General features: G+C 76.8%; 21 protein-coding genes and 1 pseudogene. 16 read left to right on the plus strand and 6 right to left on the minus strand.

What is annotated here, in order from left to right; genetic code table 11:
* Positions 1-18: 18 nt before the first annotated feature.
* From D7294_RS18470 to D7294_RS18480, 3 genes are all read left to right on the plus strand, one after another.
* A complete protein-coding gene (locus tag D7294_RS18470; RefSeq protein ID WP_120681126.1) occupies positions 19-1,347 on the plus strand; it encodes an extracellular catalytic domain type 1 short-chain-length polyhydroxyalkanoate depolymerase in 1,329 nt (442 codons plus the stop codon).
* A 127-nt stretch (positions 1,348-1,474) separates the two neighbouring features.
* Entirely contained in the window at positions 1,475-2,233 is a 759-nt protein-coding gene (locus tag D7294_RS18475) for an ArsR/SmtB family transcription factor (protein WP_120681128.1), read from the plus strand.
* 5 nt (positions 2,234-2,238) lie between these two features.
* Positions 2,239-2,997: an SRPBCC family protein gene (locus tag D7294_RS18480; protein WP_120681130.1), complete on the plus strand. Its 759-nt coding sequence runs from the start codon at positions 2,239-2,241 to the stop codon at positions 2,995-2,997.
* 76 nt (positions 2,998-3,073) lie between these two features.
* On the opposite strand, the gene D7294_RS18485 is transcribed toward D7294_RS18480, so the two are convergent.
* Complete coding sequence (locus D7294_RS18485) at positions 3,074-3,904, minus strand: NAD(P)H-binding protein (RefSeq protein ID WP_120681132.1); 831 nt, start codon at positions 3,902-3,904, stop codon at positions 3,074-3,076.
* Positions 3,905-4,026: 122 nt separating this feature from the next.
* Here D7294_RS18485 and D7294_RS18490 point away from each other — a divergent pair, with 122 nt between their 5' ends.
* Positions 4,027-4,428: a winged helix-turn-helix transcriptional regulator gene (locus tag D7294_RS18490; RefSeq protein ID WP_120681134.1), complete on the plus strand. Its 402-nt coding sequence runs from the start codon at positions 4,027-4,029 to the stop codon at positions 4,426-4,428.
* A gap of 238 nt (positions 4,429-4,666) precedes the next feature.
* Here the strand turns inward: D7294_RS18490 and D7294_RS18495 are convergent.
* Positions 4,667-5,275 (minus strand): annotated as a pseudogene (locus D7294_RS18495) (TetR/AcrR family transcriptional regulator); the annotation flags it as partial.
* A 97-nt stretch (positions 5,276-5,372) separates the two neighbouring features.
* On the opposite strand from D7294_RS18495, the gene D7294_RS18500 reads away from it, so the two are divergent.
* The 5 genes from D7294_RS18500 (at position 5,373) to D7294_RS18520 (ending at position 14,688) form a co-directional block, all read left to right on the plus strand.
* Positions 5,373-7,997: a beta-glucosidase family protein gene (locus tag D7294_RS18500; RefSeq protein ID WP_120681136.1), complete on the plus strand. Its 2,625-nt coding sequence runs from the start codon at positions 5,373-5,375 to the stop codon at positions 7,995-7,997.
* A 268-nt stretch (positions 7,998-8,265) separates the two neighbouring features.
* Entirely contained in the window at positions 8,266-10,668 is a 2,403-nt protein-coding gene (locus D7294_RS18505; RefSeq protein ID WP_120681138.1) for a phosphoketolase family protein, read from the plus strand.
* Positions 10,669-10,932: 264 nt separating this feature from the next.
* Positions 10,933-12,267: a glycosyltransferase family 4 protein gene (locus D7294_RS18510; protein ID WP_120681140.1), complete on the plus strand. Its 1,335-nt coding sequence runs from the start codon at positions 10,933-10,935 to the stop codon at positions 12,265-12,267.
* Positions 12,264-13,160, plus strand: coding sequence for a hypothetical protein (locus tag D7294_RS18515; protein ID WP_241562455.1), 897 nt, complete (start codon positions 12,264-12,266; stop codon positions 13,158-13,160). Before D7294_RS18510 ends, D7294_RS18515 begins: the two co-directional genes overlap by 4 nt.
* Positions 13,161-13,392: 232 nt before the next feature.
* Positions 13,393-14,688 (plus strand): phosphoribosyltransferase family protein, encoded by a 1,296-nt coding sequence (locus tag D7294_RS18520; protein ID WP_120681318.1) that lies wholly within the window; start codon positions 13,393-13,395, stop codon positions 14,686-14,688.
* A gap of 78 nt (positions 14,689-14,766) precedes the next feature.
* Here the strand turns inward: D7294_RS18520 and polX are convergent, their stop codons facing one another.
* The gene (gene polX / locus D7294_RS18525; RefSeq protein ID WP_120681142.1) at positions 14,767-16,509 is read right to left on the minus strand and encodes a DNA polymerase/3'-5' exonuclease PolX; all 1,743 of its coding nucleotides are present in this window, start codon (positions 16,507-16,509) and stop codon (positions 14,767-14,769) included.
* Between the two features lie 206 nt (positions 16,510-16,715).
* Here polX and D7294_RS18530 point away from each other — a divergent pair, with 206 nt between their 5' ends.
* Positions 16,716-17,846 carry a site-2 protease family protein gene (locus tag D7294_RS18530; RefSeq protein ID WP_120681144.1) on the plus strand — a complete coding sequence of 377 codons (1,131 nt, stop codon included), beginning with the start codon at positions 16,716-16,718 and terminating at the stop codon, positions 17,844-17,846.
* Positions 17,847-17,917: 71 nt separating this feature from the next.
* Here D7294_RS18530 and D7294_RS18535 read toward each other — a convergent pair whose 3' ends face one another.
* Positions 17,918-18,331 carry a nuclear transport factor 2 family protein gene (locus D7294_RS18535; RefSeq protein ID WP_120681146.1) on the minus strand — a complete coding sequence of 138 codons (414 nt, stop codon included), beginning with the start codon at positions 18,329-18,331 and terminating at the stop codon, positions 17,918-17,920.
* A 122-nt stretch (positions 18,332-18,453) separates the two neighbouring features.
* On the opposite strand from D7294_RS18535, the gene D7294_RS18540 reads away from it, so the two are divergent.
* The 6 genes from D7294_RS18540 (at position 18,454) to D7294_RS18565 (ending at position 22,350) form a co-directional block, all read left to right on the plus strand.
* On the plus strand, positions 18,454-19,065 hold the full coding sequence (locus D7294_RS18540; RefSeq protein WP_120681148.1) for a TetR/AcrR family transcriptional regulator: 612 nt from the start codon (positions 18,454-18,456) through the stop codon (positions 19,063-19,065).
* A 188-nt stretch (positions 19,066-19,253) separates the two neighbouring features.
* Entirely contained in the window at positions 19,254-19,592 is a 339-nt protein-coding gene (locus tag D7294_RS33740) for an SH3 domain-containing protein (RefSeq protein WP_120681150.1), read from the plus strand.
* A gap of 260 nt (positions 19,593-19,852) precedes the next feature.
* Positions 19,853-20,110, plus strand: a complete 258-nt coding sequence (locus D7294_RS18550) for a hypothetical protein (RefSeq protein ID WP_120681152.1) — start codon at positions 19,853-19,855, stop codon at positions 20,108-20,110.
* Between the two features lie 32 nt (positions 20,111-20,142).
* Complete coding sequence (locus D7294_RS18555; RefSeq protein WP_120681154.1) at positions 20,143-20,880, plus strand: TetR/AcrR family transcriptional regulator; 738 nt, start codon at positions 20,143-20,145, stop codon at positions 20,878-20,880.
* Positions 20,873-21,115, plus strand: coding sequence for a hypothetical protein (locus tag D7294_RS18560; RefSeq protein WP_120681156.1), 243 nt, complete (start codon positions 20,873-20,875; stop codon positions 21,113-21,115). Before D7294_RS18555 ends, D7294_RS18560 begins: the two co-directional genes overlap by 8 nt.
* Positions 21,116-21,249: 134 nt before the next feature.
* Complete coding sequence (locus tag D7294_RS18565) at positions 21,250-22,350, plus strand: C40 family peptidase (RefSeq protein ID WP_120681157.1); 1,101 nt, start codon at positions 21,250-21,252, stop codon at positions 22,348-22,350.
* A gap of 81 nt (positions 22,351-22,431) precedes the next feature.
* On the opposite strand, the gene D7294_RS18570 is transcribed toward D7294_RS18565, so the two are convergent.
* Together D7294_RS18570 and D7294_RS18575 are read right to left on the minus strand one after the other, a co-directional pair.
* A complete protein-coding gene (locus D7294_RS18570; RefSeq protein ID WP_120681159.1) occupies positions 22,432-22,932 on the minus strand; it encodes a roadblock/LC7 domain-containing protein in 501 nt (166 codons plus the stop codon).
* Positions 22,933-23,544: 612 nt separating this feature from the next.
* Positions 23,545-26,361 carry a sensor histidine kinase gene (locus D7294_RS18575; RefSeq protein ID WP_158674651.1) on the minus strand — a complete coding sequence of 939 codons (2,817 nt, stop codon included), beginning with the start codon at positions 26,359-26,361 and terminating at the stop codon, positions 23,545-23,547.
* Positions 26,362-26,605 lie beyond the last annotated feature (244 nt).

The following is a 26,605-nucleotide window of genomic DNA, read 5'->3' on the forward strand; positions in this document are numbered from 1 at the left end:
TTCAGGAAGGACAGGCCCATGACCCACAGAGCCGGGAAGCCGGTTCGCGCGTTACTCGCCGCCCTGTTCGGCGGCGTACTCGGAGTGCTGCCGCTGCTGGCCGCGCTCCTCGTGACCGCCCCCGCGGCATCCGCCGCCTCGCTGACCGAGGTCACCAACTTCGGGAACAACCCGAGCAACCTGCGCATGCACGTGTACGTGCCGGACAGCGCGGGCGCCGAGCCGCCGATCCTGGTGGCCGTGCACTACTGCACCGGCTCGGGCCCGGCCTTCTACTCCGGCACGGAGTTCGCCTCCCTCGCCGACCGCTACGGCTTCCTCGTCATCTACCCCTCGGCCACGCGCAGCGGCCAGTGCTTCGACGTCTCCTCGCCGCAGGCGCTGCGGCGCGGCGGCGGGAGCGACCCGGTGGGCATCATGTCGATGGTCACCTACGCCGAGCAGCACTACGGCGGCGACCCCGACCGGGTGTACGTCACCGGCGCCTCCTCGGGCGGCATGATGACCAACGTCCTGCTCGGCGACTACCCGGACGTCTTCAAGGCCGGCGCGGCCTTCATGGGCGTGCCCTTCGGCTGTTTCGCGACCACCGACGGCTCCGGCTGGAACAGCGCCTGCTCCGGCGGGCAGATCAGCCACACGCCGCAGGAGTGGGGCGACCTGGTGCGCGCCGCCTACCCGGGCTACTCGGGGCCGCGGCCGCGGATGCAGCTGTGGCACGGCACGGCGGACACGACGCTCTCCTACGCGAACTTCAACGAGGAGATCAAGCAGTGGACGAACGTGCTGGGCGTCAGCCAGACCCCGGCGCTGACCGACCAGCCGCAGAGCGGCTGGACGCGGACCAGGTACGGCAGCACCGGCACCCAGGCGCCGGTCGAGGCCGTCAGCCTCCAGGGCGTGGGCCACTCGCTGCCGATGAGCGGGATGGCGGCGCGGGTCATCTCCTTCTTCGGCCTCGACGGCACCACGGACCCGGGCGACCCGGGCGACCCGGGCGACCCCGGTGACCCGGGCGATCCGGGCACCGGCGCCTGCCAGGTCGGGTACACGGCCAACACCTGGAACACCGGCCTGACCGCGGCGATCACCGTCACCAACACCGGCAGTTCCGCGATCAACGGCTGGTCGCTGAGCTTCGCGCTGCCCTCGGGCCAGCGGATCACCTCGGGCTGGAACGCGACGTTCAGCCCCGCGACCGGCACCGTGACCGCGACCAACGTCTCGTACAACGCCGCCCTGGCGCCGGGCGGCAGCGTGTCGATCGGCTATCAGGCCACCCACGGCGGGAACACCGCGGCGCCCACCTCCTTCTCCCTCAACGGCCAGGCGTGCAGCGTGGCCTGACGCGCCGCACCGCCCTCCCCGGCCGCACCGCCCGCGCAGGGCGGTGCGGCCGGTCTGCTGCTCCGGCCCGCCCACCGACAACTCAAAGGGTCTGGACAAAAAAAGTTTTCGGTGCGAGGCTGAGGCCATGTGGGATGTGAGCGTGATCGAGGACGCCTCGGCGGCGGCCGCCTCGCTTGACCCGGTGCGGGCCAGGCTGCTGGCCGAGCTGGCCGCGGGCCCGGCCTCGGCGGCGATGCTGGCGCCCCGGGTCGGCCTGCCGCGGCAGAAGGTCAACTACCACCTCAAGACCCTGGAGCGGCACGGCCTGGTCGAGCTGGCCGGCGAGCGCCGCAAGGGCAATGTGACGGAGCGCCTGATGCGCGCCACCGCCGCCTCCTACGTGATCTCCCCGCTGGCCCTGGCCCCGGTCGAGCCCGACCCCGACCGCTTCCGGGACCAGCTCTCGGCCCGCTGGCTGCTCGCCCTCGCCGCCCGGCTGGTGCGCGACGTCGGGGCGCTGATCACGGGGGCGACGCGGGCGCGCAAGCGGCTGGCGACCTACGCGCTGGACGCCGAGGTGCGGTTCGCCGACGCGGCGGCCAGGGCGGCGTTCGTCGAGGAGCTGACCCGCGGGGTGAGCGCCCTGGTCGCCAAGTACCACGACGCGGAGGCGCCGGGCGGGCGCGAGCACCGCGTCGTCCTGGCGCTGCACCCGGCGCTCGGGCAGCCGCCCCCGCGGTCCGCCGCACTCGGCGAGGCGGCGCCGCCTGGCGGCCCCGCACAACGGGCGCCCGAGCCGCCGGACTCCCCACGGGAGATGCCGCGGGAGACGGGTCCCGGGGCAGGGCCGCGCGCGCGGGACCCACAGGACCGGAAGACCGAAGAGGACCTCAGGGAGCAGTGAACAGGATGTCCGAGGAGAGCAAGGACGCCGCGGCGCAGGGCGAGTTCGAGATCGTCCGCGAGTTCGAGGTGGCGGCGAGCCCCGAGCAGGTGTGGGACGCGATCACCACCGGCACGGCCGGCTGGCTGTGGCCCATGGAGTACGAGCCGCGCGAGGGCGGTCAGGCCCCGTTCGGCGGCACGGTCGTGGCCTGGGACCCGCCGCGGCGGCTGACCGCCAGGAGCGAGGACGTCTCGCAGGAGCAGCGCGCGCAGACGTTCAACCAGCTCGACCACCTCATTCAGCCGCGGGAGGGCGGCGGCTGCCGGGTGCGGTACGTGCACAGCGGGATCTTCGTCGAGGACTGGGACAACCAGTACGAGGGCGCCGACAAGCACACCGACTTCTACCTGCACACCCTGCGGCAGTACCTGGAGCACTTCCCGGGCCGCCAGGCGGCGTTCGCCACCTTCGACGCGCCCGGGGCCTCCGTCTCCCCCGGCGCCCTGGAGCGGGTGAGCCGCGCCCTCGGCCTGCCGGACGAGGGCGCCGAGGGCGAGCGGGCGGTCGTGGCCCTGCCGGGCGCGGGCGAGGCCGAGGCGGTCGTGGACTACCGCAACCGGTACTTCCTCGGCCTGCGCACCGGCCAGGCGATGTACCGGGTCTTCGGCCGCCACCACTTCGGGGCCCCGGTCGGCGTGAGCATCCACCAGTTCGCGCCGGACGCGGACGTGGCCAAGGAACAGGCCGCCTGGCAGGAGTTCCTCGGCGGGCTCTTCTCCTGAGCCGTTCCGGATCGGCCGCCCGGCGGCCGGGTCCCGGGCCCCGTGGGGCGCCGGGCCCGGCCGCCGGCGCGTGCGCTCAGGCGAAGGCCGCGGCGTTGCGCGCCGCCCAGGCGGCGAAGGGCCGCGGCGGGCGGCCGAGCAGCCGCTCGACGTCGCCGCTCACCTGCCGCTCCCGGGCGGAGGGCTCGCCCAGGATGCCCAGCGTGGCCTCGGCGACCGGCTCCGGCATGAACCGCAGCATGCGCTCCCTGGCCTCGGCGCGGCTCAGCTCCACGAAGGCCACCGGCTCGCCTATCGCCTCCCCGAGCGCCGCGGCCTGTTCCCTGGGCGAGACGGGGACGGGCCCGGTGAGCTCGTAGGTCTGCTTCTCGTGCCCCTCCCCCAGCAGCGTGGCGGCGGCGGCCGCGGCGATGTCCTCCGGGTCGATCACCGGCAGGGCCACGTCCCCGAACGGCGCGCTGACGGTGCGCCGTTCGCGCACCTCGGCGGCCCACTGGAAGGCGTTCGAGGCGAAGCCCCCCGGCCGCAGCACCGTCCAGTCGAGGCCAAGGCCCTTGACGGCCTCCTCCAGGTCCGCGGGGTGCCGCCCGCTGCCCACCCCCTGCGAGGACAGCAGGACGACCCGCCGCGCCCCGCCCGCCCGCACCGCGCCGAGCAGGCGGCCGGGGTCGCCGCCGGTGGCGGCCGGCCACTCGCCCGTCAGCAGCAGGAACACCGCCTCCGCGCCCTCGAAGGCGGGCCCGGGCCCGGCGGGGTCCGCCAGGTCGGCCCGCACCTGCCGCACCCCGGGCGGCACCCGATCCGCCGCCGTCCCGCGGGACACGGCCGTCACCTGCCTCCCCGCCGCCGCGAGCGCCCGCACCAGCGGCCGCCCCACGTTTCCGGTGGCTCCCGTCACCACGATCACCGTCTGCTCCCCGAGTCGATCCGATGTGAAGAAACTCCCGGGCCGGCCGCCCGGTGACAGGGACGCTACCTTCGTGGGGATAGTAGGTTCCTAGAGGAAAGTAACGGCAGGAAGGGCCCGTTGTGACCGACACCACTCCCCGCCCGGCGCGCGCCGCGGCCGTCCCCGCGACGGCCTGCCCGATCGCGCCGGTGGTCGACCTGGTCTTCAGCCGCTGGACCACGCCGATCCTGTGGACCCTGCACGAGTACGGGCGCCAGCGGTTCGTCGAGCTGGAACGCCGCATCGGCGCGATCACGCCCAAGGTGCTGACCCAGCGGCTGCGGCAGCTGGAACGCGACGGCCTGGTCGAGCGCACCTACCACGCGGAGATGCCGCCGCGGGTCGAGTACGAGATCAGCGAGCTCGGCCGCAGCCTGGCGCCGCTGTTCGCCACGCTCGCCCACTGGTCGGCCGCGCACCTGCCCGAGGTGGAGCGCGCCCGCCTGGCCTACGACGACCGGCCCGCCGCGCGCCGCCCCTGACCGCGCGACCGCGCGCCCGAAGGGGCCTCCCGCACCGGCTACGCGCCCCCGCCACCGGCTACGCGCCGGCCGGCTCCCCGGCCGCGCCCTCGGTGCTCGCGCCGGCCGCGTCCTGCCCGGCCGCGTCCTGCCCGGCGGCGCCCTGCCCGGCGGCGGGCCCGGCGGCGCCCTGCCCGGCGGTGGGCCCGGCGGCCGGCTCGCCCCCGCCCGCGGCGGGTTCGCCCACGTCGCCCTCGCCCCCGGCGGGTTCGCCCTCCCGCCCGGTGAGCAGGGCGCCGATCAGCTGGTCGGTGGCCGCCGCCATGTCCACCGCCTCCGGGTCGAGCAGCCACTGGACCTGCAGCCCGTCCATCACGGCGACCAGCGCGGCGGCCACCGCGTCCAGGTCGAGCCCGGGGCGCACCTGCCCCAGCTCCCTGGCCTCGGCGAGGGCCGCCACCAGCAGCGACCGCAGCCCGCTGTAGCGGTCGCGGAACCAGTCCTGCGCCGGGTGCCCCTCGGTGACGCTCTCCGCCGCGAGCACCGTGTACAGCCGCACGATCCCCTCGCGCTCCACGTTGCGCCGCACGGTGTCCACCAGGTGCCGCAGGAAGGCCAGCCCCTGCGGGCGGCCGGGGCCCGGCTGCTCCAGGTCGGAGGCGTCCCGCAGCGCGAGCACGCCGGTCAGCAGCCCCGACTTGGACCTGAAGTAGTGCAGCACCCCGGCCTGGGTGAGTCCGGCGCGCTCGGCGATCTCGGCCAGCGAGGCGTTGTGGTAGCCGCGGCTGGCGAACGTCTCCATGGCGATGCGCAGGATCTCCTCGCGCCGCCGCGCGCCGGCGGCCTGGCGGGTGCGTGGCTGGGGCATCCCAGGAGTCTAGGCCGGAAGTTCCGGAACCGGCAGGTACTTACTAAGTGGTTGGTAAGTCTGCTTGGATTCTTCAGCACCGGCCGAAAGGAGCGCCATGACCAGCCGTTTCTCCCCCTCCGCCGCCGCGGCCGAACAGCCGCCGCCCGCCCCGGGGCACGGCCCCGCCCAGGGCCCCGCGGCCGGGCCTGCGGGGCGGGGCGCGCAGGCGGACGGCGGGCCGCGGCCCGAGGCGGCCGGGCCCGCCGCCGGCGAGGCGGAGCTCGCCCGGCTGGTCCGCGGCCTCGACCTGGAGTCGAAGGTGCGGCTGCTGACCGGCGCCGACCTGTGGGCGCTGCCCGCGGAACCCCGCCTCGGCCTGCTCCCGGTGGCGATGTCGGACGGCCCGCAGGGCGTGCGCGGCACCGGCGACCTGCCGGGCGGCACCGGCCTGCTCGCCCCGGCCCCCAGCGCGCTCGGCGCCACCTGGGACCCGGAACTCGCCGAGCGGCTCGGGGCGCTCTTCGCCCGCGAGGCCCGCCGCAAGGGCGTCCACGTGCTGCTCGCCCCCGCGATCAACCTCCAGCGCACCCCGGTGGCCGGGCGGCACTTCGAGTACCTCGCCGAGGACCCGCTGCTGACCGGGGCGGTGGCCGCGGGGCTGGTGCGCGGCGTCCAGGGCGAGGGCGTGGCGGCCTGCCCCAAGCACTTCGTGGCGAACGACTCGGAGACCGACAGGACCCGCTACCTCGCCAGGCTCGACGAGCGGACGCTGCGCGAGGTCTACCTCGCGCCCTTCGAGACGGTGCTGCGCGAGGCCGGGGCCTGGTCCGTGATGACGGCCTACTCGGGCGTCGACGACGGCACCGAGGCCGCGCCGATGACGGAGCACGCGCGGCTGCTGCGCGGCGTGCTGAAGGACGAGTGGGGGTTCACCGGCCCGGTGGTCAGCGACTGGGCCGCCACCCGCAGCACCGCCGCGTCGGCGCGCGGCGGGCTCGACCTGGTGATGCCGGGGCCCGAGGGCCCCTGGGGCGCGCGCCTGGCCGCGGCGGTCCGCGCCGGGGAGGTGGCCGAGGCCGACATCGACGACAAGGTGCTGCGGCTGCTGCGGCTCGCCCGGCACACCGGGCGGCTCGCCGGCTCCCCCGCCCGCCGGGAACCGGCCGGGCGCGACCGCGCCGACTTCGCGCTGCTGCGCGAGACGGCCACGCGCTCCATGGTGCTGCTGCGCAACGAGGGCGGCCTGCTGCCGCTGTCCGCGGACGACCCGGCGGCGCCGCTGCGCCGGGTGGCCCTGATCGGGCCCAACGCGGTCGCCCCCTACTTCCAGGGCGGCGGCAGCGCCTTCGTGCCCGCGGTCCGCAGGATCGGGTTCGCGGCCGGGCTGCGGGCGGCCCTGCCGCCCGGGGTCGAGCTGAGCGTGCACCGCGGCGGCGACGCGCGCGCACACCCGCCGTTCCTCTCGCCCGGCGTGGCGGCCGACCCGCGCACCGGCGAGAGGGGAGTGCGCGCCCACTACCTCGACGCGGCCGGCGCCACGCTCGGCGAGGCCCTGCGCCCCACCGGCGACTGGGGCGACTTCCACGACTTCCCCGAGGGAACGCGGCGGGTGCTGCTGCGCACCACGCTCACCCTGCGCGAGCCGGGCACGCACCGCCTGGAGATCGGGGCGGTGGGCCGCTTCGAGGCGCGGGTGGACGGCGAGCGGGTCGCCGCGGGCGACGACGACCGCGGCGTCGGCCTGGTCCTCGACTCCAGCCACCACCACCCGCCGGGCACCTGGGTCACCCTGGAGGTGCCGAAGGACGAGCCGCGCGCCGTGGCCCTGGAGATCGACCTCGGGGTGGTGGACGCCGAGGGCTACGGCCGCCTGGTGACCGCGCACCTGCGGCACCTGCCGCCCGGCCCCTCCCGCGCGGAGGAGATCGCCGAGGCGGTCGCGGCGGCCGAGCGGGCGGACGTCGCCGTGGTGGTGGTCGGGACCAACGAGGAGGTCGAGTCCGAGGGCTGGGACCGGCAGAGCCTCGCCCTGCCGGGCCCGCAGGACGAGCTGGTGCGCCGCGTCGCCGCGGCCTGCCCGCGCACCGTGGTCGTGGTGAACGCGGGCGCCCCCGTGCTGCTGCCCTGGGCGCGGGAGGTGCCGGCGGTGCTGTGGGCCTGGCTGCCGGGCCAGGAGGCGGGCGACGCGCTGGCCGACGTGCTGCTCGGGCGCGCCGAGCCCACCGGCCGGCTGCCCTGCACGCTGCCCGCCGGGGCGGCCGAGGTGCCGGTGCCGCACGCCAGGCCGGCCGGCGGCGTGGTCGACTACGCCGAGGGCCTGGACGTGGGGCACCGCGGCTGGGACCGGGCCGGGCGCACGCCCGCCTTCCCCTTCGGGCACGGCCTGGGCTGGACCACCTGGGAGTACGCCTCGGCGGCCGCCACCGCGGGCGAGGCGGAGGGCGTCCGGCTCGCCGTGCGGCTGCGGAACACCGGGCGGCGGCCGGGGCGCGAGGTGGTGCAGGTGTACCTGGAGCCGCCGCAGGACGGGCCCGCCCGCCCGCTGCGCGCCCTCGCCGGGTTCGCCACGGTCACGGCGGCCCCCGGCGAGTCCGTCACCGCGACGGTGAGCCTGCCGCGCCGCGCCCTCCAGGTGTGGAACCCGGAGCGGGCCGGGTGGGAGACCCCGCCCGGGGAGTACACCCTGCGGGTGGGGCGCTCCAGCCGCGACCTCAGGCTGGCGGTCCCGCTGCGCCTCTGAGGCCGGCGCCCGCCGCGGCCCGGGCGCCCCTTCCCCGCCCCCGCGCCGGCGGAACGCCCCCCTCGGCCCGCCCCGGCGCGTTCCGGCCCACCCCGGCGCGTTCCGGCCCGCCCGCGAGTTCACGGCGCGCCCCGGTCGCGTTCCCCCCGGCCGGGGCGCGCCGGGGCGTGCGGACCGGGGTTCCCGCCCGTGCGGCCGGGCGCCCGGCCGTTTCGCCGAGGCCCCGGCGGGGAACCCGCCGCCTCCCCGGACCCGTGGGAGAGTCGTCATGCGTCAGGAACTCCGGCCGCCGGGCACGGCCCTCGACCCCGCGGAACTCGCCGCGCTCGACGCGCACTGGCGCGCCGCCAACTACCTGTCGGCCGGCCAGATCTACCTGCTGGCCAACCCGCTGCTCACCGAGCCGCTGCGCCCCGAGCACGTCAAGCCGAGGCTGCTGGGCCACTGGGGCACCACCCCCGGCCTCAACCTGATCCACACCCACCTCAACCGCGTGATCACCGCCCGCGACCTGGACGCCCTCTGCGTGTGGGGCCCCGGCCACGGCGGCCCCGCCGTGCTGGCCAACTCCTGGCTCGAGGGCAGCTACACGGAGACCTACCCGGACGTCACCAGGGACGCGGCCGGCATGGCCAGGCTGTTCCGGCAGTTCTCCTTCCCCGGCGGGGTGCCCAGCCACGTGGCGCCCGAGACCCCCGGCTCGATCCACGAGGGCGGGGAGCTCGGCTACTCCCTCGCCCACGCCTACGGCGCGGCCCTGGACAACCCGGGGCTGCTCGTGGCCTGCGTGATCGGCGACGGGGAGGCCGAGACCGGGCCGCTGGCCGCCTCCTGGCACTCGAACAAGTTCCTCAGCCCCGTCCACGACGGGGCGGTCCTGCCGATCCTGCACCTCAACGGCTACAAGATCGCCAACCCGGCCGTCCTGGCCCGCCTGCCGCGCGCCGAACTCGACGAGCTGCTGCGCGGCCTGGGCCACGACCCGCTGTACGTCGAGGGGGACGAGCCGGCCCAGGTGCACCAGAGCATGGCCAGGGCGATGGACGAGGCCCTGGACCGCATCGCCCTGATCCGGCACGACGCCAGGCGCCTGGGCGCCGAGGCCGCGCCACGGCCCCGCTGGCCGATGATCGTGCTGCGCACCCCCAAGGGCTGGACCGGGCCCGCCCGCCGCGACGGCCTCCCCGTCGAGGGCACCTGGCGCGCCCACCAGATCCCCCTCGACGACGTCCGCGACAACCCCGCCCACCTGCGGCAACTTGAGGAGTGGCTGCGCTCCTACCGGCCGGAGGAGCTGTTCGACGGCCGCGGGCGGCCGAGCGCCCAGGTGCTCTCGCGCGTCCCGGCAGGCCCCCGGCGCCTGGGCGCCAACCCGCACGCCAACGGCGGCCTGCTGCTGCGTTCCCTGCCCCTGCCGCCCCCGGCGGACTGCGCCGTGCCGGTGGACGCGCCGGGCACCACGCTGCACGCCCCGACCGCCGTGCTCGGCGCCTACCTCGACCGGCTGATGGCGCGCACCGCGGAACGCCGCGACTTCCGCCTCTTCGGCGCGGACGAGACCGCGTCCAACCGCCTCCAGGAGGTCTACCGCGCCACCGCGAAGGCCTGGCAGGAGGAGATCCTCGACGTGGACGAGCACCTCGCCGGGGACGGGCGGGTGATGGAGGTCCTCTCGGAACACCTGTGCCAGGGCTGGCTGGAGGGCTACCTGCTCACCGGCAGGCACGGCCTGTTCTCCAGCTACGAGGCGTTCGTCCACATCGTCGACTCGATGACCAACCAGCACATCAAGTGGCTGCGCACCGCGCGCCGCCTGCCCTGGCGGCGGCCACTGGCCTCGCTCAACTACCTGCTGACCTCGCACGTGTGGCGCCAGGACCACAACGGCTTCTCGCACCAGGACCCCGGATTCGTCGACCACGTCTTCAACAAGAGCCCCGAGGTGGTGCGCGTCTACCTGCCGCCCGACGCCAACACCCTGCTGGCGGTGGCCGACCACGTCCTGCGCAGCCGGGACTACGTCAACGTCGTGGTCGCCGGCAAGCACCCCTGCTTCGACTGGCTCGACCTGGACGCCGCCCGCTCGCACTGCGAACGCGGCGCCGGGATCTGGGAGTGGGCGGGCTCCGAGGACGACGGGCGCGAGCCGGACGCCGTGCTCGCCTGCGCGGGCGACGTGCCCACCCAGGAGGCGCTGGCCGCCGCCGACCTGCTCCACCGGCACCTGCCGGAACTCGCCCTGCGCGTGGTCAACGTGGTGGACCTGGCGCGGCTGCTGCCGGCCGGCCGGCACCCGCACGGCATGACCGACCGGGACTACGACGGGCTGTTCCCGCCGGGCCGCCCGGTGATCTTCGCCTACCACGGCTACCCCTGGCTGATCCACCGCCTCACCTACTCCCGCGCCAACCACGACCAGTTGCACGTGCGCGGCTACGTCGAGGAGGGCACCACCACCACGCCCTTCGACATGGTGGTGCGCAACGACATGGACCGGTACCGGCTGGCCATGGACGTCATCGACCGGGTGCCCGGGCTGGCGACGCGCGCCGCCCACGTCCGCCAGCGGATGCACGACGTCCGCTACCGGCACCACGGCTGGATCCGCGAACACGGCACCGACCTCCCCGAGGTGGCGGGCTGGCGCTGGGGCCGGGACAGGGCCGGCTGAACCGGGCGCGCGGGCGCGGCGCGGCGGCCGGGCGGCGGCTTCCGCGGGCGGCGTGCGCCCCAAACGCGCCTCACCCGCCAGGGCTTGCCCGGGTGAGCCGGTCGGGCCGGCCGGCGGGCCGGGGGTACTGTGTGGGGCGCTGCCCCCTCGCTTCCCTCGCCAGGGCCGCGCCGCGGAGCGACCGCGGGCGGGGGCCGCACTCCTTCCGGGGGCCGGCCGCGCCCCCGGGCAACCGCCCACGCGCCGAAGAAAGTCTCTCCCGGCATGAAGATTTCTTTCCTCCTCCACAACGGCTACGGGATCGGGGGGACGATCAAGACGACGTTCAATCTGGCGCAGGCGCTGGCGGAGCGGCACGAGGTCGAGATCGTCTCCGTGTTCCGGCACCGCGAGGACACCACCTTCTCGCTCGATCCCCGCGTCGCCCTGCGGCCGCTGGTCGATCTCCGCGAGGAGAAGGAGCACCCGCTGCACCTGCGGCGCGCCCGGGTCTTCCCCGCCGGCGAGTACCGCTACCACCAGTACAGCGAGCTGACCGACCAGCGCATCGCCGCCTGTCTGGCCGAGCTGGATGCGGACGTCGTGGTCGGCACCAGGCCGGGACTCAACGTGCACCTGGCGCTTGAGGGCCCCAGGCAGGCGGTGCGGATCGCCCAGGAGCACCTGACGCTGAACAACCATCCGCCGCGGCTGCGCAACGAGTTGCGCCGCGTCTACCCGCGTCTGGACGCCCTGACCACGGTCACCCGGGCCGACGCCGAGCAGTACCGGCGCCGGATGCGGCTGCCGCGGGTGCGCCTTGAGGCGCTGCCCAACAGCGTGCCCGAGCCCCCGCTGCCGCCCGCGGACGCGACCGGCCGGATCGTGGTCGCGGCCGGGCGGCTGGTGCGGGTGAAGCGATACGACCTGCTGATCAGGGCGTTCCAGCGGGTCGCCGAGGAACGGCCGGACTGGCAGCTGCGGATCTACGGCAACGGCGAGGAACACGACCGGCTGCGCGCCCTGATCGAGCGGCTCGGCCTGTACAACAACGTGTTCCTGATGGGCACCGCCGGCCGGATGGAGGCCGAGTGGGTCAAGGGCTCCATCGCCGTGGTGAGTTCGGACCTGGAGCCCTTCGGGATGACCATCGTCGAGGCCATGCGCTGCGGCCTGCCCGTGGTCAGCACCGACTGCGACTACGGTCCGGGCGAGATCATCAAGGACGGCGTGGACGGCCGCCTGGTGCCGGTGCGCGACAAGGACGCGCTCGGCGAGGCGCTGCTCACCCTGGTCCGCGACGACGAGCTGCGGCGCGCCATGAGCCGCGCGGCGCTCGAAAACTCCCGCCGCTACGACCCGGTGCCGGTGCTCGGGCAGGCGGAAGAGCTGTTCACCGGCCTGGTGGAGGCCAAGCGCTCCGGGGCGGGCGCCCCCGCGCGCGGCCCCCTCGGCAGGCTGGCCGACACCCTCTACAGCCGCGGCCACGCCGTGAAGGACGGCGCGTACGCCGCCGCGCTCGGCACCGCGCGCGCCGTGCGCCTCACCCAGCTGGCCCGCGCCGCGGGCCTGACCCGCACCGCCCGTATCGACCGCACCGCCAGGAAGGCCGGCCGATGAGCCCCGCCACCGCCCCCGCCACCGAAGCGGCCAAGGCCGCGCTTCCCCTCGCCGACTGCGTGATGACCGCGGAGGGCGCGCTGACCCTGCGGCTGCGGCCGCCCGCGGGGGCCGGCACGCCCGGCGAGCCGCGGCTGCTGCTGGTCCTGCGCCCGAAGAAGGGCGAGCCCGAGACCGTGACCCACACCCTCGCCCTGGAACGGGACGGCGCGCACTGGCGGGCCGAGCTCGGCCCCGAGCCCGTGCTGGACGAGGGCCGCTGGGATGTGTACGCACGCGTCGGCGCGGAGGGGGCCAGGCAGCGGGTGCTCCCCGGCGTGCGCGACCTGCGGGCCCTGCCGGAGCGGGAGCTGCCCGGCCCCGGCGCGCGGGGGCCGCTCGCGCTCCGGCTGCCCTACGACACGAAGGACGGGTACCTGGCGATCCGCGCCTGGGTGCGGCCCGCCCACGCGGAGGCGGGCCGGATCGAGGTCGCGGAGGACTCGATGACCGTGACCGGCCGCCTGGTGGGCGCCGAGCCCGGACCGGGCGCGGCGGCCCTGCTCAAGCGCCGCGGCAAGGGCGGGCCCCTGCGGCAGCTCGCGCTGCGCGACGAGGGCGCGGGCGCGTTCTCCTTCACCGCGGACTACGGGCTGCTCGTCGAGGACTCGGCGGAGGAGGCCGACGCGGCGGACCCGGAGGGCCAAGGGCCGGCCGCGGGCGGCGAGCCGGTGTTCTGGGACGTGTTCGTGCGGCCCGCCGAGGGCGCCACGCGGATCCGGGTGGGGCGGCTGTTCGACGACGTGGCGGACAAGAAGCCGGTGTTCGTCTTCCCCGAGCGGACGGCGGGGCCGCGCACGGTGCGGCCGTACTACACGGTCGACAACGACCTGTCCCTGCGCGTCGCCGGCTGAGGCCACCGCCGCCCCGGCCCTGCCGCCCCCGGCCCGGTCCCGGGCCGCCCCGGCCCGCCGCCCCCGGTCCTGCCGTCGCCTGGCCCCGGCCTGCGCCCCGGCGCCCGCGCCGGCGCGCCCGTCTTCGCGCGCCCCGGCGGTGCGCGCCCCGACGGCTCGCGCGGGCGGCCGGATGGGGTTTCGATGGAGTGAGGACACCCGGCAGCAGACAGCGGGCTTGGAGGTGGCGGCCTTGATGTTCGCCGACCGAATCGACGCAGGGCGGCGGCTGGCCCGGGAGGTGGCGCACCTCAAGGGCCGGGACGTGGTGGTCCTGGGGCTGCCGCGGGGCGGGGTGCCGGTCGCCGCCGAGGTCGCCAGGGCGCTGGACGCGCCGCTGGACGTGGCGGTGGTCCGCAAGCTCGGGGCGCCCTTCCAGGCCGAGCTGGCCATGGGCGCGATCGGCGAGGACGGCGCCCGGGTGATCAACGAGGACGTGGTGCGCGCCGGCCACATCCGCGAACGGGACATCGCGGAGGTCGAGTCGGCCGAGCGGGAGGAGCTGGCGCGCCGGGCCCGCGCCTACCGCGACGGCGGGGAGCCGGTCTCGGTGGCGGGCCGGACGGCGGTGATCGTGGACGACGGCATCGCCACCGGCGCCACGGCCCGCGCCGCCTGCCGCTCGGCCAGGGCGCGCGGCGCAGAACGGGTGGTGCTTGCGGTGGCCGTGGCGCCGCGCGACTGGCAGGCGCGGCTCGGCGGGGACGCCGACGAGTTCCTGTGCCCGGACACCCCGGCCGACTTCTCGGCCGTCGGCCAGTTCTACCGCGACTTCGAGCAGACCACCGACGCCGAGGTGGTGCGCTGCCTGGAGCGGGGCCACAGCCGGGAGGTCACCGTCCCGGCGGGCGAGCTGCGGCTCGGCGGCGAGCTCACCGTGCCCCCGCGGGCCGCGGGCCTGGTGGTCTTCGCCCACGGCAGCGGCAGCAGCAGGCACAGCCCGCGCAACCGGTTCGTGGCCGAGTCCCTCAACGCCGCGGGTCTCGGCACGCTGCTCTTCGACCTGCTGACCGAGGAGGAGAGCCTGAACCGGGCCAACGTCTTCGACGTCGGGCTGCTGGCCGGGCGGCTGACCGAGGCCACCGGCTGGCTCGCCTCACCGGCCGAGGGGGCCCCGGGCCTCGATCCGGGGCTGCCGGTGGGCTACTTCGGCGCGAGCACCGGGTCGGCGGCGGCGCTGTGGGCGGCGGCCGAGCCGGGCAGCCGGGTCGCGGCGGTGGTCTCCCGCGGCGGCCGCCCCGACCTGGCCGGGCCGCGGCTGGCCACGCTGAAGGCGCCGACGCTGCTCGTCGTGGGCGGCGCCGACCTCCAGGTCCTGGAGCTGAACCGGGCCGCGCGGCGCTCCCTGCGCTGCCCCAACGAGCTGCGCGAAGTCCCGGGCGCGAGCCACCTCTTCGAGGAGCCGGGGGCCCTGTCCACGGTGGCCGAGCTGGCCCGCGACTGGTTCGTGCGGCACCTCGCCGGCGAGACGGGCGGCGGCCCCGGCTGAGGGCGCCCCCCACACGCCGGGCGCGGGCGCGTTCACCGGCCGGGGCGGCCCGCGTTCACCCGCCGCCCCGGCCGGGGTTCACCGGCCGGGGCGGCCGGGCGCGCGCAGGAAGCGCCGGAGCCTGCCCAGCGGCCAGGCGTTGATCACGTCCTCCTTGGTCAGCCATCCGCGCTGGGCGGTGCCCACCCCGTAGCGGGTGTGGCCGAGTTCGCCCACGGTGTGGGCGTCGCTGTCGATGGCGAACTTCACCCCCTGCCGCCTGGCCAGCAGGATGTGCTCGTCCTTGAGGTCGAGGCGGTTCGGGTGCGCGTTGATCTCCATGGCGGTGCCGGTGCGGGCGCACGCGGCGAAGACGGCCTCCAGGTCCACGTCGATCGGCGCCCGCTGCCCGATCTTCCGGGTGGTGGGGTGCCCGATGATGTTGACGTAGGGGTTCTCGCAGGCCCGGATCAGCCGCCGCGTCTGGGCCTTGCGGTCGAGCCCGAAGTGGGAGTGCACCGAGGCGACGCACAGGTCGAAGCCGGCCAGGAAGTCCCCTGGCCAGTCCACCTCGCCCTCGGGGCCGATGTTCAGCTCCGTGCCGTGCAGCAGCCGCGGGCGCCGCCCCTGGCGCTCGGCGAGGCGGCGCAACTCCTCGCGCTGGGCGAGGATCTTCTCCCGCGTCATCTGCTGCATGTACAGCTCGGGCGCGTGGTCGGTGATCGCGAAGTAGGCGTAGCCGCGCGCGGCGGCCTCGGCCACCATCTCCGCCGCCGAGGCCAGGCCGTCCGTCAGGTCGGTGTGGGTGTGCAGGTCTCCGCGCAGGTCCCGCTCGGTGACCAGCTCGGGCAGCTCCCCGTTCAGCGCGGCGGCCACCTCGCCGCGGTCCTCGCGCAGGGCCGGGGCGATCCACGGCAGGCCGAGGCGCCGGTAGACCTCCTCCTCGGTCCGCGCGGCGAGCTTCCGGCCGCCCTTCGCCTCGAACAGGCCGTACTCGGACAGCTTCAGTCCCTTGCGCACGGCGATCTCGCGGACCCTGATGTTGTGCGCCTGGGAGCCGGTGAAGTACAGCATTCCCGCGCCCCAGGAGTCGGGCGGCAGCACCCGCAGGTCGAGTTGCAGGCCGCGGGCGTTGCGGATCGAGGTCTTCTTCCGGCCGCTCATCACCACCTCGGCGGCCTGCGGCAGGCCGGTGAACGCCGCCATGATCCGCTCGGCCTCCTCCTCGGGCGCGGCGGCCAGGACGTCGATGTCGCCGATCGTCTCCCGCATCCGGCGCACCGAGCCGGCGTAGGCGCACCGCTTGAGGCCGGTCGCCTCCCGCAGCCCGGCCACCACGTCCTCGGCGATGCCGACGGCCGTGCCCAGCAGGATGCGGCCGTGCGCCTGCCGCATCAGCTCGACGCCGTGCAGGATGTTCTCCCGGGACTTGGGGCCGAAGCCCTTCAGGCCGCCGAGCCGGTCCTCGTGCACCGCGCTCACCAGCTCGTCCACCGAGGCGATGCCGAGATCCCGGTACAGCGCGAGCGCCTTCTTGGGCCCGAGCGTGGGGATCGACATCAGCTCCCGGACGCCGCCGGGAATCTCCCGCCTGGTCTCCTCCAGGGCCGCGACGTGCCCGGTGCGCAGGTACTCCTCGACCTTGTCCGCGATGGACTTGCCCACCCCCGAGATGTCGCGCAGCTCCTTGGTGCCGAGCCGCGACACGTCCCCGGGGTGGCCGCCGATGGCGCGCGCGGCCCGCTCGTAGGCGCGCTGCTTGAACGCGTCTCCGCCGGTGATGGCGATGAGGTCGGCGTACTCCCGGAGCAGCGCCTCGACCTCCTCGTTCGGCCGGGCCATGTGGCCAGTCTAGGAAGGGCCGCGGGGATCGGCACGGCGAGGAACGGCCCCGCACGGGGCCCCCGGCCGGCCGTTCCCGCCCACCCGCCCGGCCGGAATGGCCGCCGCCCGGCGCGGGTACCCGGGCCCGGCCGGAGCGGGCCGGGTGCGGGGCCCGGCGGGGAGAACCCGAGGGGCCGGAAGGGGACGACTCAAGGAGGCGGCGCGTGCTGACGACCTTCCCGCTCGGCCGGATCGCGGGCATCAGGATCGGGGTGAACTGGAGCGTCCTGGTGATCTTCGCGGTGATCGCCTTCGGCCTGGCCGCCGGCCGGCTCCCCGACCTCTACCCGGGCCGCTCCTGGGTGCTGTACACCCTGGTGGGCCTGGCGACCGCCCTCGTCTTCTTCGCCTCCCTGCTCGCCCACGAGGTCGCCCACGCCCTGGTGGCCAGGCGCAACGGCGTCGGGGTGGACTCGATCGTGCTGTGGCTGCTCGGCGGGGCCACCCAGCTGCGCGGGGAGGCCCCGCGCCCCGCCGCCGAGCTGCGGATCTCCGGGGTCGGGCCGCTGGTGAGCCTGGTGCTCGGCGGCCTGTTCGTGCTGCTGACCTGGCTGCTCGACCTGGCCTCCGCGGCCGGTCCGATCGTGGAGGCCGCCGCCTGGCTGGCCCTGATCAACCTGCTGCTCGCGGCGTTCAACGTCATCCCCGCCGCCCCCCTGGACGGGGGCAGGATGCTGCGCTCCCTGCTGTGGTGGCGCACCGGGGACCGGCTGCGGGCGGCGCTCGGGGCCTCGCTGGCCGGCCGGGTCTTCGGCTGGCTGCTGCTGGCGCTCGGCATCTTCTGGTTCCTGTGGACGGCGGCGCTCGGCGCCCTCTGGCTGGCGCTGATCGGCTGGTTCCTCGCGCTGGCCGCCACCGACGAGGCCCGGCAGGCGCGGGTGCGGCAGACGCTGGGCGGGGTGGTGGTGCGCCAGACCATGACCCCCGACCCGGTCACCGTGCCCACCGGGCTCACCGTGGACCGCTTCCTCGCGGAACGCGGCTTCGCCTACCGGCACTCGGCCTTCCCCGTCACCGGGAACGGCGGGCGGGCGGTCGGCCTGCTGACCCGCGCCCGGGCGGACGGCGTGCGCGCCGAGCGGCAGCCGGACACCACGGTCGGCGAGGTGATGCTGCCGCTGGCCGAGGCGCGGGTCACCGGCCCCGACGAGCGGCTCTCCGACGTGCTGCCCGGGCTCGAGGCGCGCCCCGAGCGGCGGCTGCTGGTCCTGGAGGACCGCCGGGTGATCGGCATCGTCTCCCCCGCCGACATCAACCGCACCCTGGAGGCGATGGCCCCTGGCCCCGGCTCGTGAGGGTTCCCTTCACCTCCTGAAGATCCCCCTCACCTCCTGAAGGCTGCTCACGCCGGCGCGCCGCGGGTGCCTCACGCCCCGCCCCGCGCCGCGGCGACGGCGGTGACATCCATGTAGTCCCGCACGTGCGTCAGCAGCCCGTCCCCGCCCACCCGGAGCACCAGCAGCCCCGGCACCTCGGCGGCCGGGGACTCCCCGGGGCCCGCGCTGACCACCTGTTCCACGACGATCACCTCCGGGTCCGCGGTCTCGTGGACCGCGACCTCCCTGATCCCGAAGGCCCGCACCGGCCCGCTCCACATGCCGCGGTACCCCTCGCGCACCGCCTCGCGGCCCACGAAGCCGGCCGGCGCGCCGGGGAAGCGGAAGGGGAACTCGTGCACGGCGTCCTCGGCGTACAACTCGGCCAGGGCGTCGGCCGAGCCGTCGAGCATCGCGCGCCGATAGCGGGCGAGCACCTCGCGGGGCCGGCTGATTCCGGACATGGCACTCCCTTCGATTTTGCTCAACGCTCGTTGAGCCAGTTCGCTCAACGAGTGTAGAGCAATCTTCGCCCGCCCACTCAACGGCCGTGGAGCGAACGGGCGGGCGGGTACAGTCGTCACCGATGACCGAGCAGCCGGCACCCCGGGCCGAAGGCGCCGCCGAGGCGCCCGGCCTCTCGCGCGCGCAGCGGCGGCTCCGCTCGGAGCGGCGCATCCTGGAGGCCGCCAGGGAGCTGTTCGCCCGCCAGGGCTTCGAGCGCACGACGATCCGCGCCGTCGCGGCGGCGGCCGGGGTCGACCCGGCCCTGGTCATGCAGCACTTCGGTTCGAAACAGGGGCTGTTCACCCAGGCCGTCCGGGTCGCCGTCCCCGAGAGCCCGGCCGCGCAGGCCCGGGACCAGGAGCAGGTGGTGGACGCCCTCCTCGGCTCGCTCGGCCTGAAGCTGGACGGGCTCCCGGCCTCCTCGCTCGCGATGATGCGCTCGATGCTCACCCACCCCGAGGCCGCCGCCCACGCGCGCGAGGTGCTGGAGGCGCAGATCTCCGGCCTCGCCGAGGCCACCGCCGGGCCCGAGGCCCGCGCCAGGGCCGCCCTGCTGATGTCGATCACCGTCGGCGTCGCCGTCTGCCACCAGCTGCTCGCCCTCGACTCGCTGCGCGGCACGCCGCAGGACCGGCTGGCCGCCCTGCTGCGGCCCGCGCTGCGCGCCCTCCTCGACGAGGACCCAGGCTGAGGCCTCCCCGCCCCGGGCCGAGGCTCCGGAGACCCCGGCCCCACCCGCGCAACGGCCGCTCGCCCGCGGCCCGTTGCCCGCGGCGGCCGGAGCCACGTCCCACTCCGCGGAGTCACGAAGGGTGACAGGTTGCGGGGCCATTCGGGTGCACCTACGCTGAAATCGACTGCGGAGAGTGAGGAGGCGTGATGTCCCGATCTCTGCTCGGCAGCCAGCTGTCGATGTGTGTCGCGGTGGGCGCGATGGTGATGGCCGCCGTCAGCGGCCCCACCGACGAGCGGCCCGAGGCCCCCGCCGACGGGGCGAGCGAGCCGGGCCGCGTCGTCGCGGCGCACGGCGCCGACCTGCGCGAGGCCCCCGCCCCCGGCTCCCCCGCCCTGGACACGGCGGCCCCCGACTCCTCGCTCACGGTGATCTGCTCCGCCGAGGGCGGTGGCGGCAGCAGGTGGTACCTGGTCCACACCGACACCTACGCCTGGGCCGCGGCCGGCGCCGTCGCCCCGGACACCCGGCCCCCCGCCTGCTGACCCGGCCCCCGTCCGGCCCGCCCGGCGACCGCGGCCCCGTGGCCCCGTGCCACCCGCCGGTTCTCGCCAATTCCCGGCGCGGCCCGCCGCCGTGGCCGGTCCGCTCCGGTCACGGCCGCGTTCAGGAAACGACGCGTTCGGCCACCTCCGGTAAAGAGACGGCATTCTTTCGCCCGCCCTCGTCCGACAATCGCATCACGCTGAGCGTCGCGTCCGCTACCCTCCATGAGGACGCCTCATCCGCCCCGAGGGATGCGCCCGTGACCGACCGCCTCACCTACCGCCTCAAGTACGACGCGGCGGCGCAGGCCGTGCACGACGCCCTGCCAGGGCCGGTGAGCGAGCTGCTGACCAGGGGAATGGCCGCCGCCTGCGAGGACCCGCTGCGCGCCACCGAGCCCTACGGGCACGAGGACCCGGTGATGCGGATGGTGGTCACCGAGCGGGCCTTCGCCGTCGTCCTGGCGGGGCACCGGCTGCGCACCATCACCGTGCTGCACATCAGCCACCTCGACTGACCGGCGCCGCCCCGCCCGTTACGCTTCGGCACATGAACGGCCGCCCCCCACCCCCGAGTCCGCCGTACCGCAGGCTGAGCGTCGAGGAGCGCCGCCGCCAGATCATCGCCGCCGCGCAGGGGCTGTTCGCCAGGAACGCGCCCGAGGACGTCTCCCTGGAGGACGTGGCGGCCGCCGCGGGCGTCTCGCGGCCGCTGGTCTACCGCTACTTCCCCGGCGGCAAGCAGCAGTTGTACGAGGCCGCGCTGAGCGCCGCGGCCGAGCGCCTTGAGCGCTGCTTCGAGATCCCGGAGCGCGGCCCGCTCAGCGCGCGCATGGCCGAGGTCCTCGACCGGTACCTGGCCTTCGTCGACCAGCACGCGGAGGGCTTCACCGCCCTCCTCAAGGGCGGCAGCGTCGTCGAGACCTCCCGCACCACCGCCACCGTGGACCGGGTCCGCCGGGTCGCCGCCGACCACGTGCTGCGCCACCTGCGGCAGCCCTCGCCCAGCCCCTGGCTGCTGCTGACGGTGCGCACCTGGCTCTCGGTCGTCGAGGCGGCCTCGCTGATCTGGCTCGACGAGGGCAGGCAGTGGCCGCCCGACAGGCTGCGCGACTGGCTGCTCGACCAGCTCATGGGCGACCTGGTGGTCACCGCGGGACGCGACCGCCCGACGGCCAGGATGCTGCGCCCCGTCAACGCGCTGGAACCGCGCGGCGGGCGGCGCGACCGGCTGATCGGCCGCACCCTCGCCCTGTTCGTCACCTGGAGGTTGCGGCCCCGTGCGTAGCGAACCGACCCCCTTCGTCGGCGGGCCGCTGGACGGCAGGGTGCTCCCGGTGCTCGTCGGCCCCACCGGCAGGCCGCCGCGCGTCTACCGGGTGCCGGTGCCCGCCACCGCCGACGCGCCCGCCACCGTGCACGTCTACCGCCTGGAGCCGGCCGGCCGCACGCCCCGGCTCCGGCTGCCCCGCGGCTGGACCTACGTCTACGACCCCGGCGAGCAGCCCGCGCCCCCCGCCTAAAGGGCTCTCCCCCCTCCCGCGCCGGGCCCGGGCCGCCGCCCCCCGTTCGGACGCGCCCGGCGTGCGCCCCGCCCGGTTCCGTGCACACGATCACACGATCGCCGATCCGCACGGAACGCAGGAGGAACGCCCGCATGACCGCACCGCCCCGGCGGCCGAGCAGGGTGGCCGCCACCGCCCTGACGGCCGCGCTCACCGCCCTGGCCGCCCTGAGCCCCTCCCCCGCCGCGGCCGAACCGGCCGACGGCATCCCGGCGTTGCTCGGCGAACTCCGCACCCTGTGCCGGGAGGCGGACGAGGCCACCGCCGCCTACCAGGAGGCGGCCGAGCGGCTGCGCGCCCAGCGGGCGGAGGCGGACCGGCTCGGCCGCAGGCTCGCCGGCACCCGCGGCGACCTGGCCGGGGCCAGGCGCACCGCGGGACGGCTCGCCAGCGCCCAGTACCGCGCGGGCGGGCGCGCGGGCGGGGCCGGCCTCGCCGGGATTCCCCCGTACGTGCGGATGCTGCTCGGCGAGGACCCGGGGCGCGCGCTGCACGAGGCACGGATCGCCTCCCGGGTCTCGGCCGCGCAGGCGGCCGAGATCGCCCGCCTCGTGGAGGGCGAGCGGCGGGCGGACGCGCTGGCCACCGCGGCGCGCGAGGCCCTGGACGCCGAACGCACCCTCGCCGGAAGGCAGCGGGAGCGGCGCGCGGAGGTGCGCCGGCGGCTCGACGAGGTGACCCGCCTGCTCGCCGGGCTCTCCCCCGCCGAGCGCTCCGCGCTGACCCGCCTGGAGGAGACGGAGTCCGAGGCGGCCAGGCGCGAGATGTACGCCGAGGGCGCGCTGCCTCCCGCGGACGCCGCCCCCTCCGCGGCGGGCCGCGCCGCCCTGGGCCACGCCCTCGAACAGCTCGGCAGGCCCTACGCCTTCGGCGAGGCGGGGCCCGGGGCCTTCGACGGGCCCGGCCTCGCCGCCCGCGCCTGGGCCGCGGCCGGCCGCGCGATCCCCGCCACCGCGGCGGCGCAGTGGGCGGAGCTGCCGCGGGTGCCGCTGAACCGGCTGCGCCCGGGGGACCTGGTGTTCTACTCCCCGGCCGCGGACGACCCGCGGGCGGCCGACGTCGCGCTCTACGCCGGCGAGGGCGAGGTGGTGGCCGCCCCTGGCCCGGGGCGGCGGGTGGCCAGGACCCCGGTCACCCTCGGCCACCTCCTCGGCGCCGCCCGGCCCGACGCCGCGGCCCCCGCGGGCGGCTGACGCCCCCTCGCCCGGCGGCGCGTCGCCCGGGCCGCCGCCGGGAGGCCGCCGTCCGGGGCCGCCCGCCGCGGGCGGCCCCGTTCAGCGCGGCAGCGGGCGGGGCGTGGACTGCCTGAGTTCGGCGCGGAGCTGAGGGGTCAGCAGGTGCCCGGCATGCCCCACGAACAGGGCCATGTGGTAGGTCACCACGCTCATGTCCGCCTCGGGTTCGGTGTAGACGCCGAGCAGCGAGCCGTCGCTGATGGTCATGACCAGCAGGTTGCCCGCCTCCATGGCGACCAGGGTCTGCCTGACCTGGCCGCCCTCCATCAGCGAGGCGGCGCCTGTGGTCAGGCTGCCGAGCCCGGAGACCACGGTGGCGAGGTCGGCCGCGGCGCCCAGCGGCCCGGTCATGGAGTGCCGTGGCCGGCCGGACTCCTGGGCCCGCGCCGACTCCGAGGAGAGCAGCGGCAGGCCGTCGGCGGAGACGACCGCGACGGAGACGACGCCCGGCACCTGGTCGACCAGCCGCCGCAACAGCCAGTGCAGGTCCTGCCCGCCGCTGCTGAGGGCGTCCGGTGCCGTGGGGGTCTGCGAGGTCATCGGATTCCTCCGTGGATACCCCCGGCCCCGGCCGGGGGAGGAAACGGAGCCCCTGCGGAGCGGGCCAGGGAAGGCCGAATGCCCCTCGGGCCGGTTCGGCCGGCGCCGGCCGGCGGCCGGCACCCTGGGCTCACACGGGAGCTGACAGGTGGTGAGGCGTGACGCGGCAGGCCACGCGCGGGTTCACGTACCGCTTCTACCCTACGGACGAGCGGGCGGCCGAGCGGTCCGGCGCGTTCGGCCGCGTCCCTCCCGGGGACCACCGGGCGCCCGGGGAGCGCGGGGGAGCCCGGTGCGGGCGCGAACTCCCCGGGATCGAGCGCCGGTTCCCCGGCGCGCAACGGCCCTTGAACGGCGGCACCGCCCGCGGGCGGCCACCGCCGCACGCCCGCGCACGCCGGAGCGCCCGCGCCTGCCGGGGCGCCCGCGGAGCGGCGCGCGACCGCGGCGGGCAGGCGGCGCACGCCCTCCCGGCCGCCGGTGCCGCGGCGCCGGCCCGGGGAGACGGTGGCGGGCCTCACCGGGAGCCCCCCGGGACGGGGCGGGCGCCGGCGGGCCGGGACGCCCTTCGGCGGCCCGCCACAACCCCGCGGCTGACGGGGCGAGATGACCTCACGTCGGCCGTTCCTCTCCGCTCGCTTCCCCGCCCTCCGCGAATCCCCCCGGCCCCGCCGCGGGTTCCGTCCTGGCCCCCGGCAGGTGTCCCGGCACGCCCGGGTACTGCCCGGTCTCCGCGGCGTCCCGGTGGCCCTCGCGCGCGCCGCGCTGGAAGCCGCCGAGCCGGCGGCGCAGCTCCTCGGCGTCCACCGCCGCCCTGGCCCGCGTGGCCTGCGGGTCCGGCGTATGCGCCGCCGCCCTGGTGCGCATCGGCAGCCCGCTGCCGGTGACGGGGCGCGGCGCGCTGTCGGCGGCCCGCCCGTGCTCGGGCGGCCCGGCCTGGCCGCCCGCGGGGCCGCCGGACTCGGGCGCGCCGGAACGCGCCGCGTCGCCGACCAGCCGCTGCACCAGCGCATGCCCCCCGGTGTCCGCCACCGGCTGCGCGCCGGTGGCGTACGCGCCGGTGCCGGCGACGGCCCGCTCCCCCGGCGCGGGCGCGCCCGGCGCCGCCGCCGGATGGGCGCCCGAGTCGGCGAGGGGGGCCGCAGGCCGCGGGTGCCCGGCCGCCTCCTCGGCAAGGTGCGCGCCCGGCACCGGCCCGCCCGAGGGCCCCTCGGGCCCCGGCGCGCGCCCCCCGGCGGCCGCGGGCGCGGGCGCCACTGGGTGGCCGCCCGGTGGCGCCGGCGGCACCGCCACGGGGTGGCCGCCCGGGTCGCCGAGGGCCCCCGGCCCTTCGGGGGAGAGGGCGGGCGCCTGGAGCGGCGCCGCCTGCCCGCCGGCGCCCGGAGCCCCCGGCGCCGCGGGATAGGGGCCAGGAACGTCCTCGATCAGCGCGGCGGGCAGCGCCACCTCGGCGACCGTGCCGCCGTTCTCGCCCGGCCCAAGCCAGCACCGCAGCCCGTGCCGCGCGGCCAGCCTGGCCACCGTGTACAGGCCCATGCCGATGCCGAGCCCGGCGTGGCCGCCCTGGGTGCCGTCCGCCGCGGGCGGCGGGGTGACCGGGTCGGCGAGCCGCGCGTTCAGCTCCGCGAGCCGCTCGGCCGTCAGCCCGGCGCCCTCGTCCTCGACGCTCAGCAGCAGTTCGCTCTCCGCCCACCGGCCGGTCAGCCGCACCCGGCTGCCGGGGGGCGAGAACGCGGTCGCGTTGTCGAGGAGTTCGGCCAGCAGGTGGCTGACGTCGCGGGCGGCGAAGCCGGTGAGCCACACCGCGGGGGGCGGCGGCACGGTCTCGACCAGCTCGTACCGCTCTATCTCGCTGACCGCGGCCCTGGCCACGTCGATCAGCGGCACCGGCTCCCCAAGTTGTTGCAGCGGCTCGGCGCCCGCCAGCAGCAGCAGGTTCTCGCCGTGCCGCCGCATCCGGGCCGCCAGGTGGTCGAGGCTGAACAGCACCGCGAGGTGGTCGGGGTCGGTCTCGTGCTCCTCCAGGCCCTCGATCACGGCCAGTTGCTCGCCGACCAGGGCGAGCAGCCGCTGCGCGTGGTGCGCGAACATCCCGTGGACCGCGCCGTGCAGCGCGGCCAGCCTGCCGTGCAGCTCGGTCTGTTCCGCCAGCAGCCGGTCGCGCTCGGCGCGCAGGCCGCCGCTGTCCTGGGCCGCCTCCTCGGCGCGCCGCGCGGCCTCGGCGGCGTGCTGGTGCAGGGCGACGGCGCGGGAGTGCAGCGCGTTGACCGCGCCGACGACCTCGGCGAACTCGTCGTTGCGGCCGGTGTACTTGACCGGCGCCTGGCCGGTCGGGTCGGCGGCGACCCGGCGGCTGCCCAGCCGGACGGCGGCCAGCGGCCTGGTGAGGGAGCGCGCGGTCTGCACGCTGACGGCGAGCGCGAGCAGCAGCGCGGCGAGCACGACGGCGGCGGTGATCTGCAGGGCCGTCAGGTCGTCGTCGCGCAGCTTCTCCAGCCGGCCGGTGTGCGCGTCGGCGAGCGAGGAGAGGGCGCCGCGCTGCATGCCGGTGCGGGCCACCAGCGCGTCGTGCACCTCGGTCACGTCCAGGGCCAGGTCCTCCTCGCCGAGCGAGGGCCCGTCGGTGAGTTCGGCCAGGTACTCCTCGGCCGCGGTCACCTCGCCGCCGCTGACGGTGCGCCGGTACGCGTCCACGTCGGCCTCGTCGGCGACCGCGGCGAAGTCGGCGAGCGCGGCCCGCTCCGCGACCGCCTCCGTCTGGGCCCGCCCGGCGAGTTCCGCCCGCTCCCCCTCGCCGGTCAGCGCGGCCAGCAGCAGGCCGCGGGCGGCGGCCGAGGCGTGCACGGCGCGCACCAGGTCGGGCAGGGCGTCGCCGGTGGCGTCCGTGGCGCGGCCCGGGGCGGTCCTGGCCGCGGTCCGGTAGAGGGCGTCGAGCTCGCCGATGACGGCGTCGTAGGACTCGAAGATCTCCAGCGGGGTGCTCTCGCCGGCCAGCGCGCGGTTCCTGAGGCCGGGCAGGGAGTCAAGGCCCTCGCCGAGCGATCGGCCGACGGAGTCCCGGAGTTGGGCCGTGCGGCGGTCGGCGCGGGCGCGGGCGTCGTCGCCGAGCGCGGAGTCCAGCGCCTCCCGGCTGCCGTCGGCCGCGGCCACGGCGAGGGCGTCGCGCTCGTCGGCGAGAACGTGGGAGAGGGCGACGGCGCGCTCGGCGAGCCGGGTGTCGTCCAGCAGTTGCTGGGAGGCCCGCAGGTCGCGCACCGTGTCCAGAACGGCGGGAGTGCCGGCGGCGGCCACCGCGATCCCGGTCAGCAGCACCCCGGCCAGCAGCCGGGTGCGGACCCGCACGCGCCGTCGGCGCGCCGCGTGGGCGCGGGAACCTGACGGTGCGGAGGCGGGCGGGTCGGCGGTGTCGTGCAGTGTCGTCTTCCGCACCTGTGCTCGCATTCTCGTCACTTAGGCACCGAACCTTGCCAGCGCCGACAGGACAGGAGGCGGTCTCGCCCCACCAGCCACCCGAAGGAGTGAACCCCAACCGGGAGTTGGCGGACAAGCCGGTGCCGGGCGCCGGCGCCCGGGCGCCGGGGAATCGATTGGATTTCCACCACGGCTCCTGGCAAGATCCGCTTCCGGCGCGCCGGCACCCGGCGCAATCCCCGCAATCCCCGACAATTGCCAG

Source organism: Streptomyces hoynatensis (genome assembly GCF_003626535.1).
Lineage (GTDB): Bacteria > Actinomycetota > Actinomycetes > Streptomycetales > Streptomycetaceae > Streptomyces > Streptomyces hoynatensis.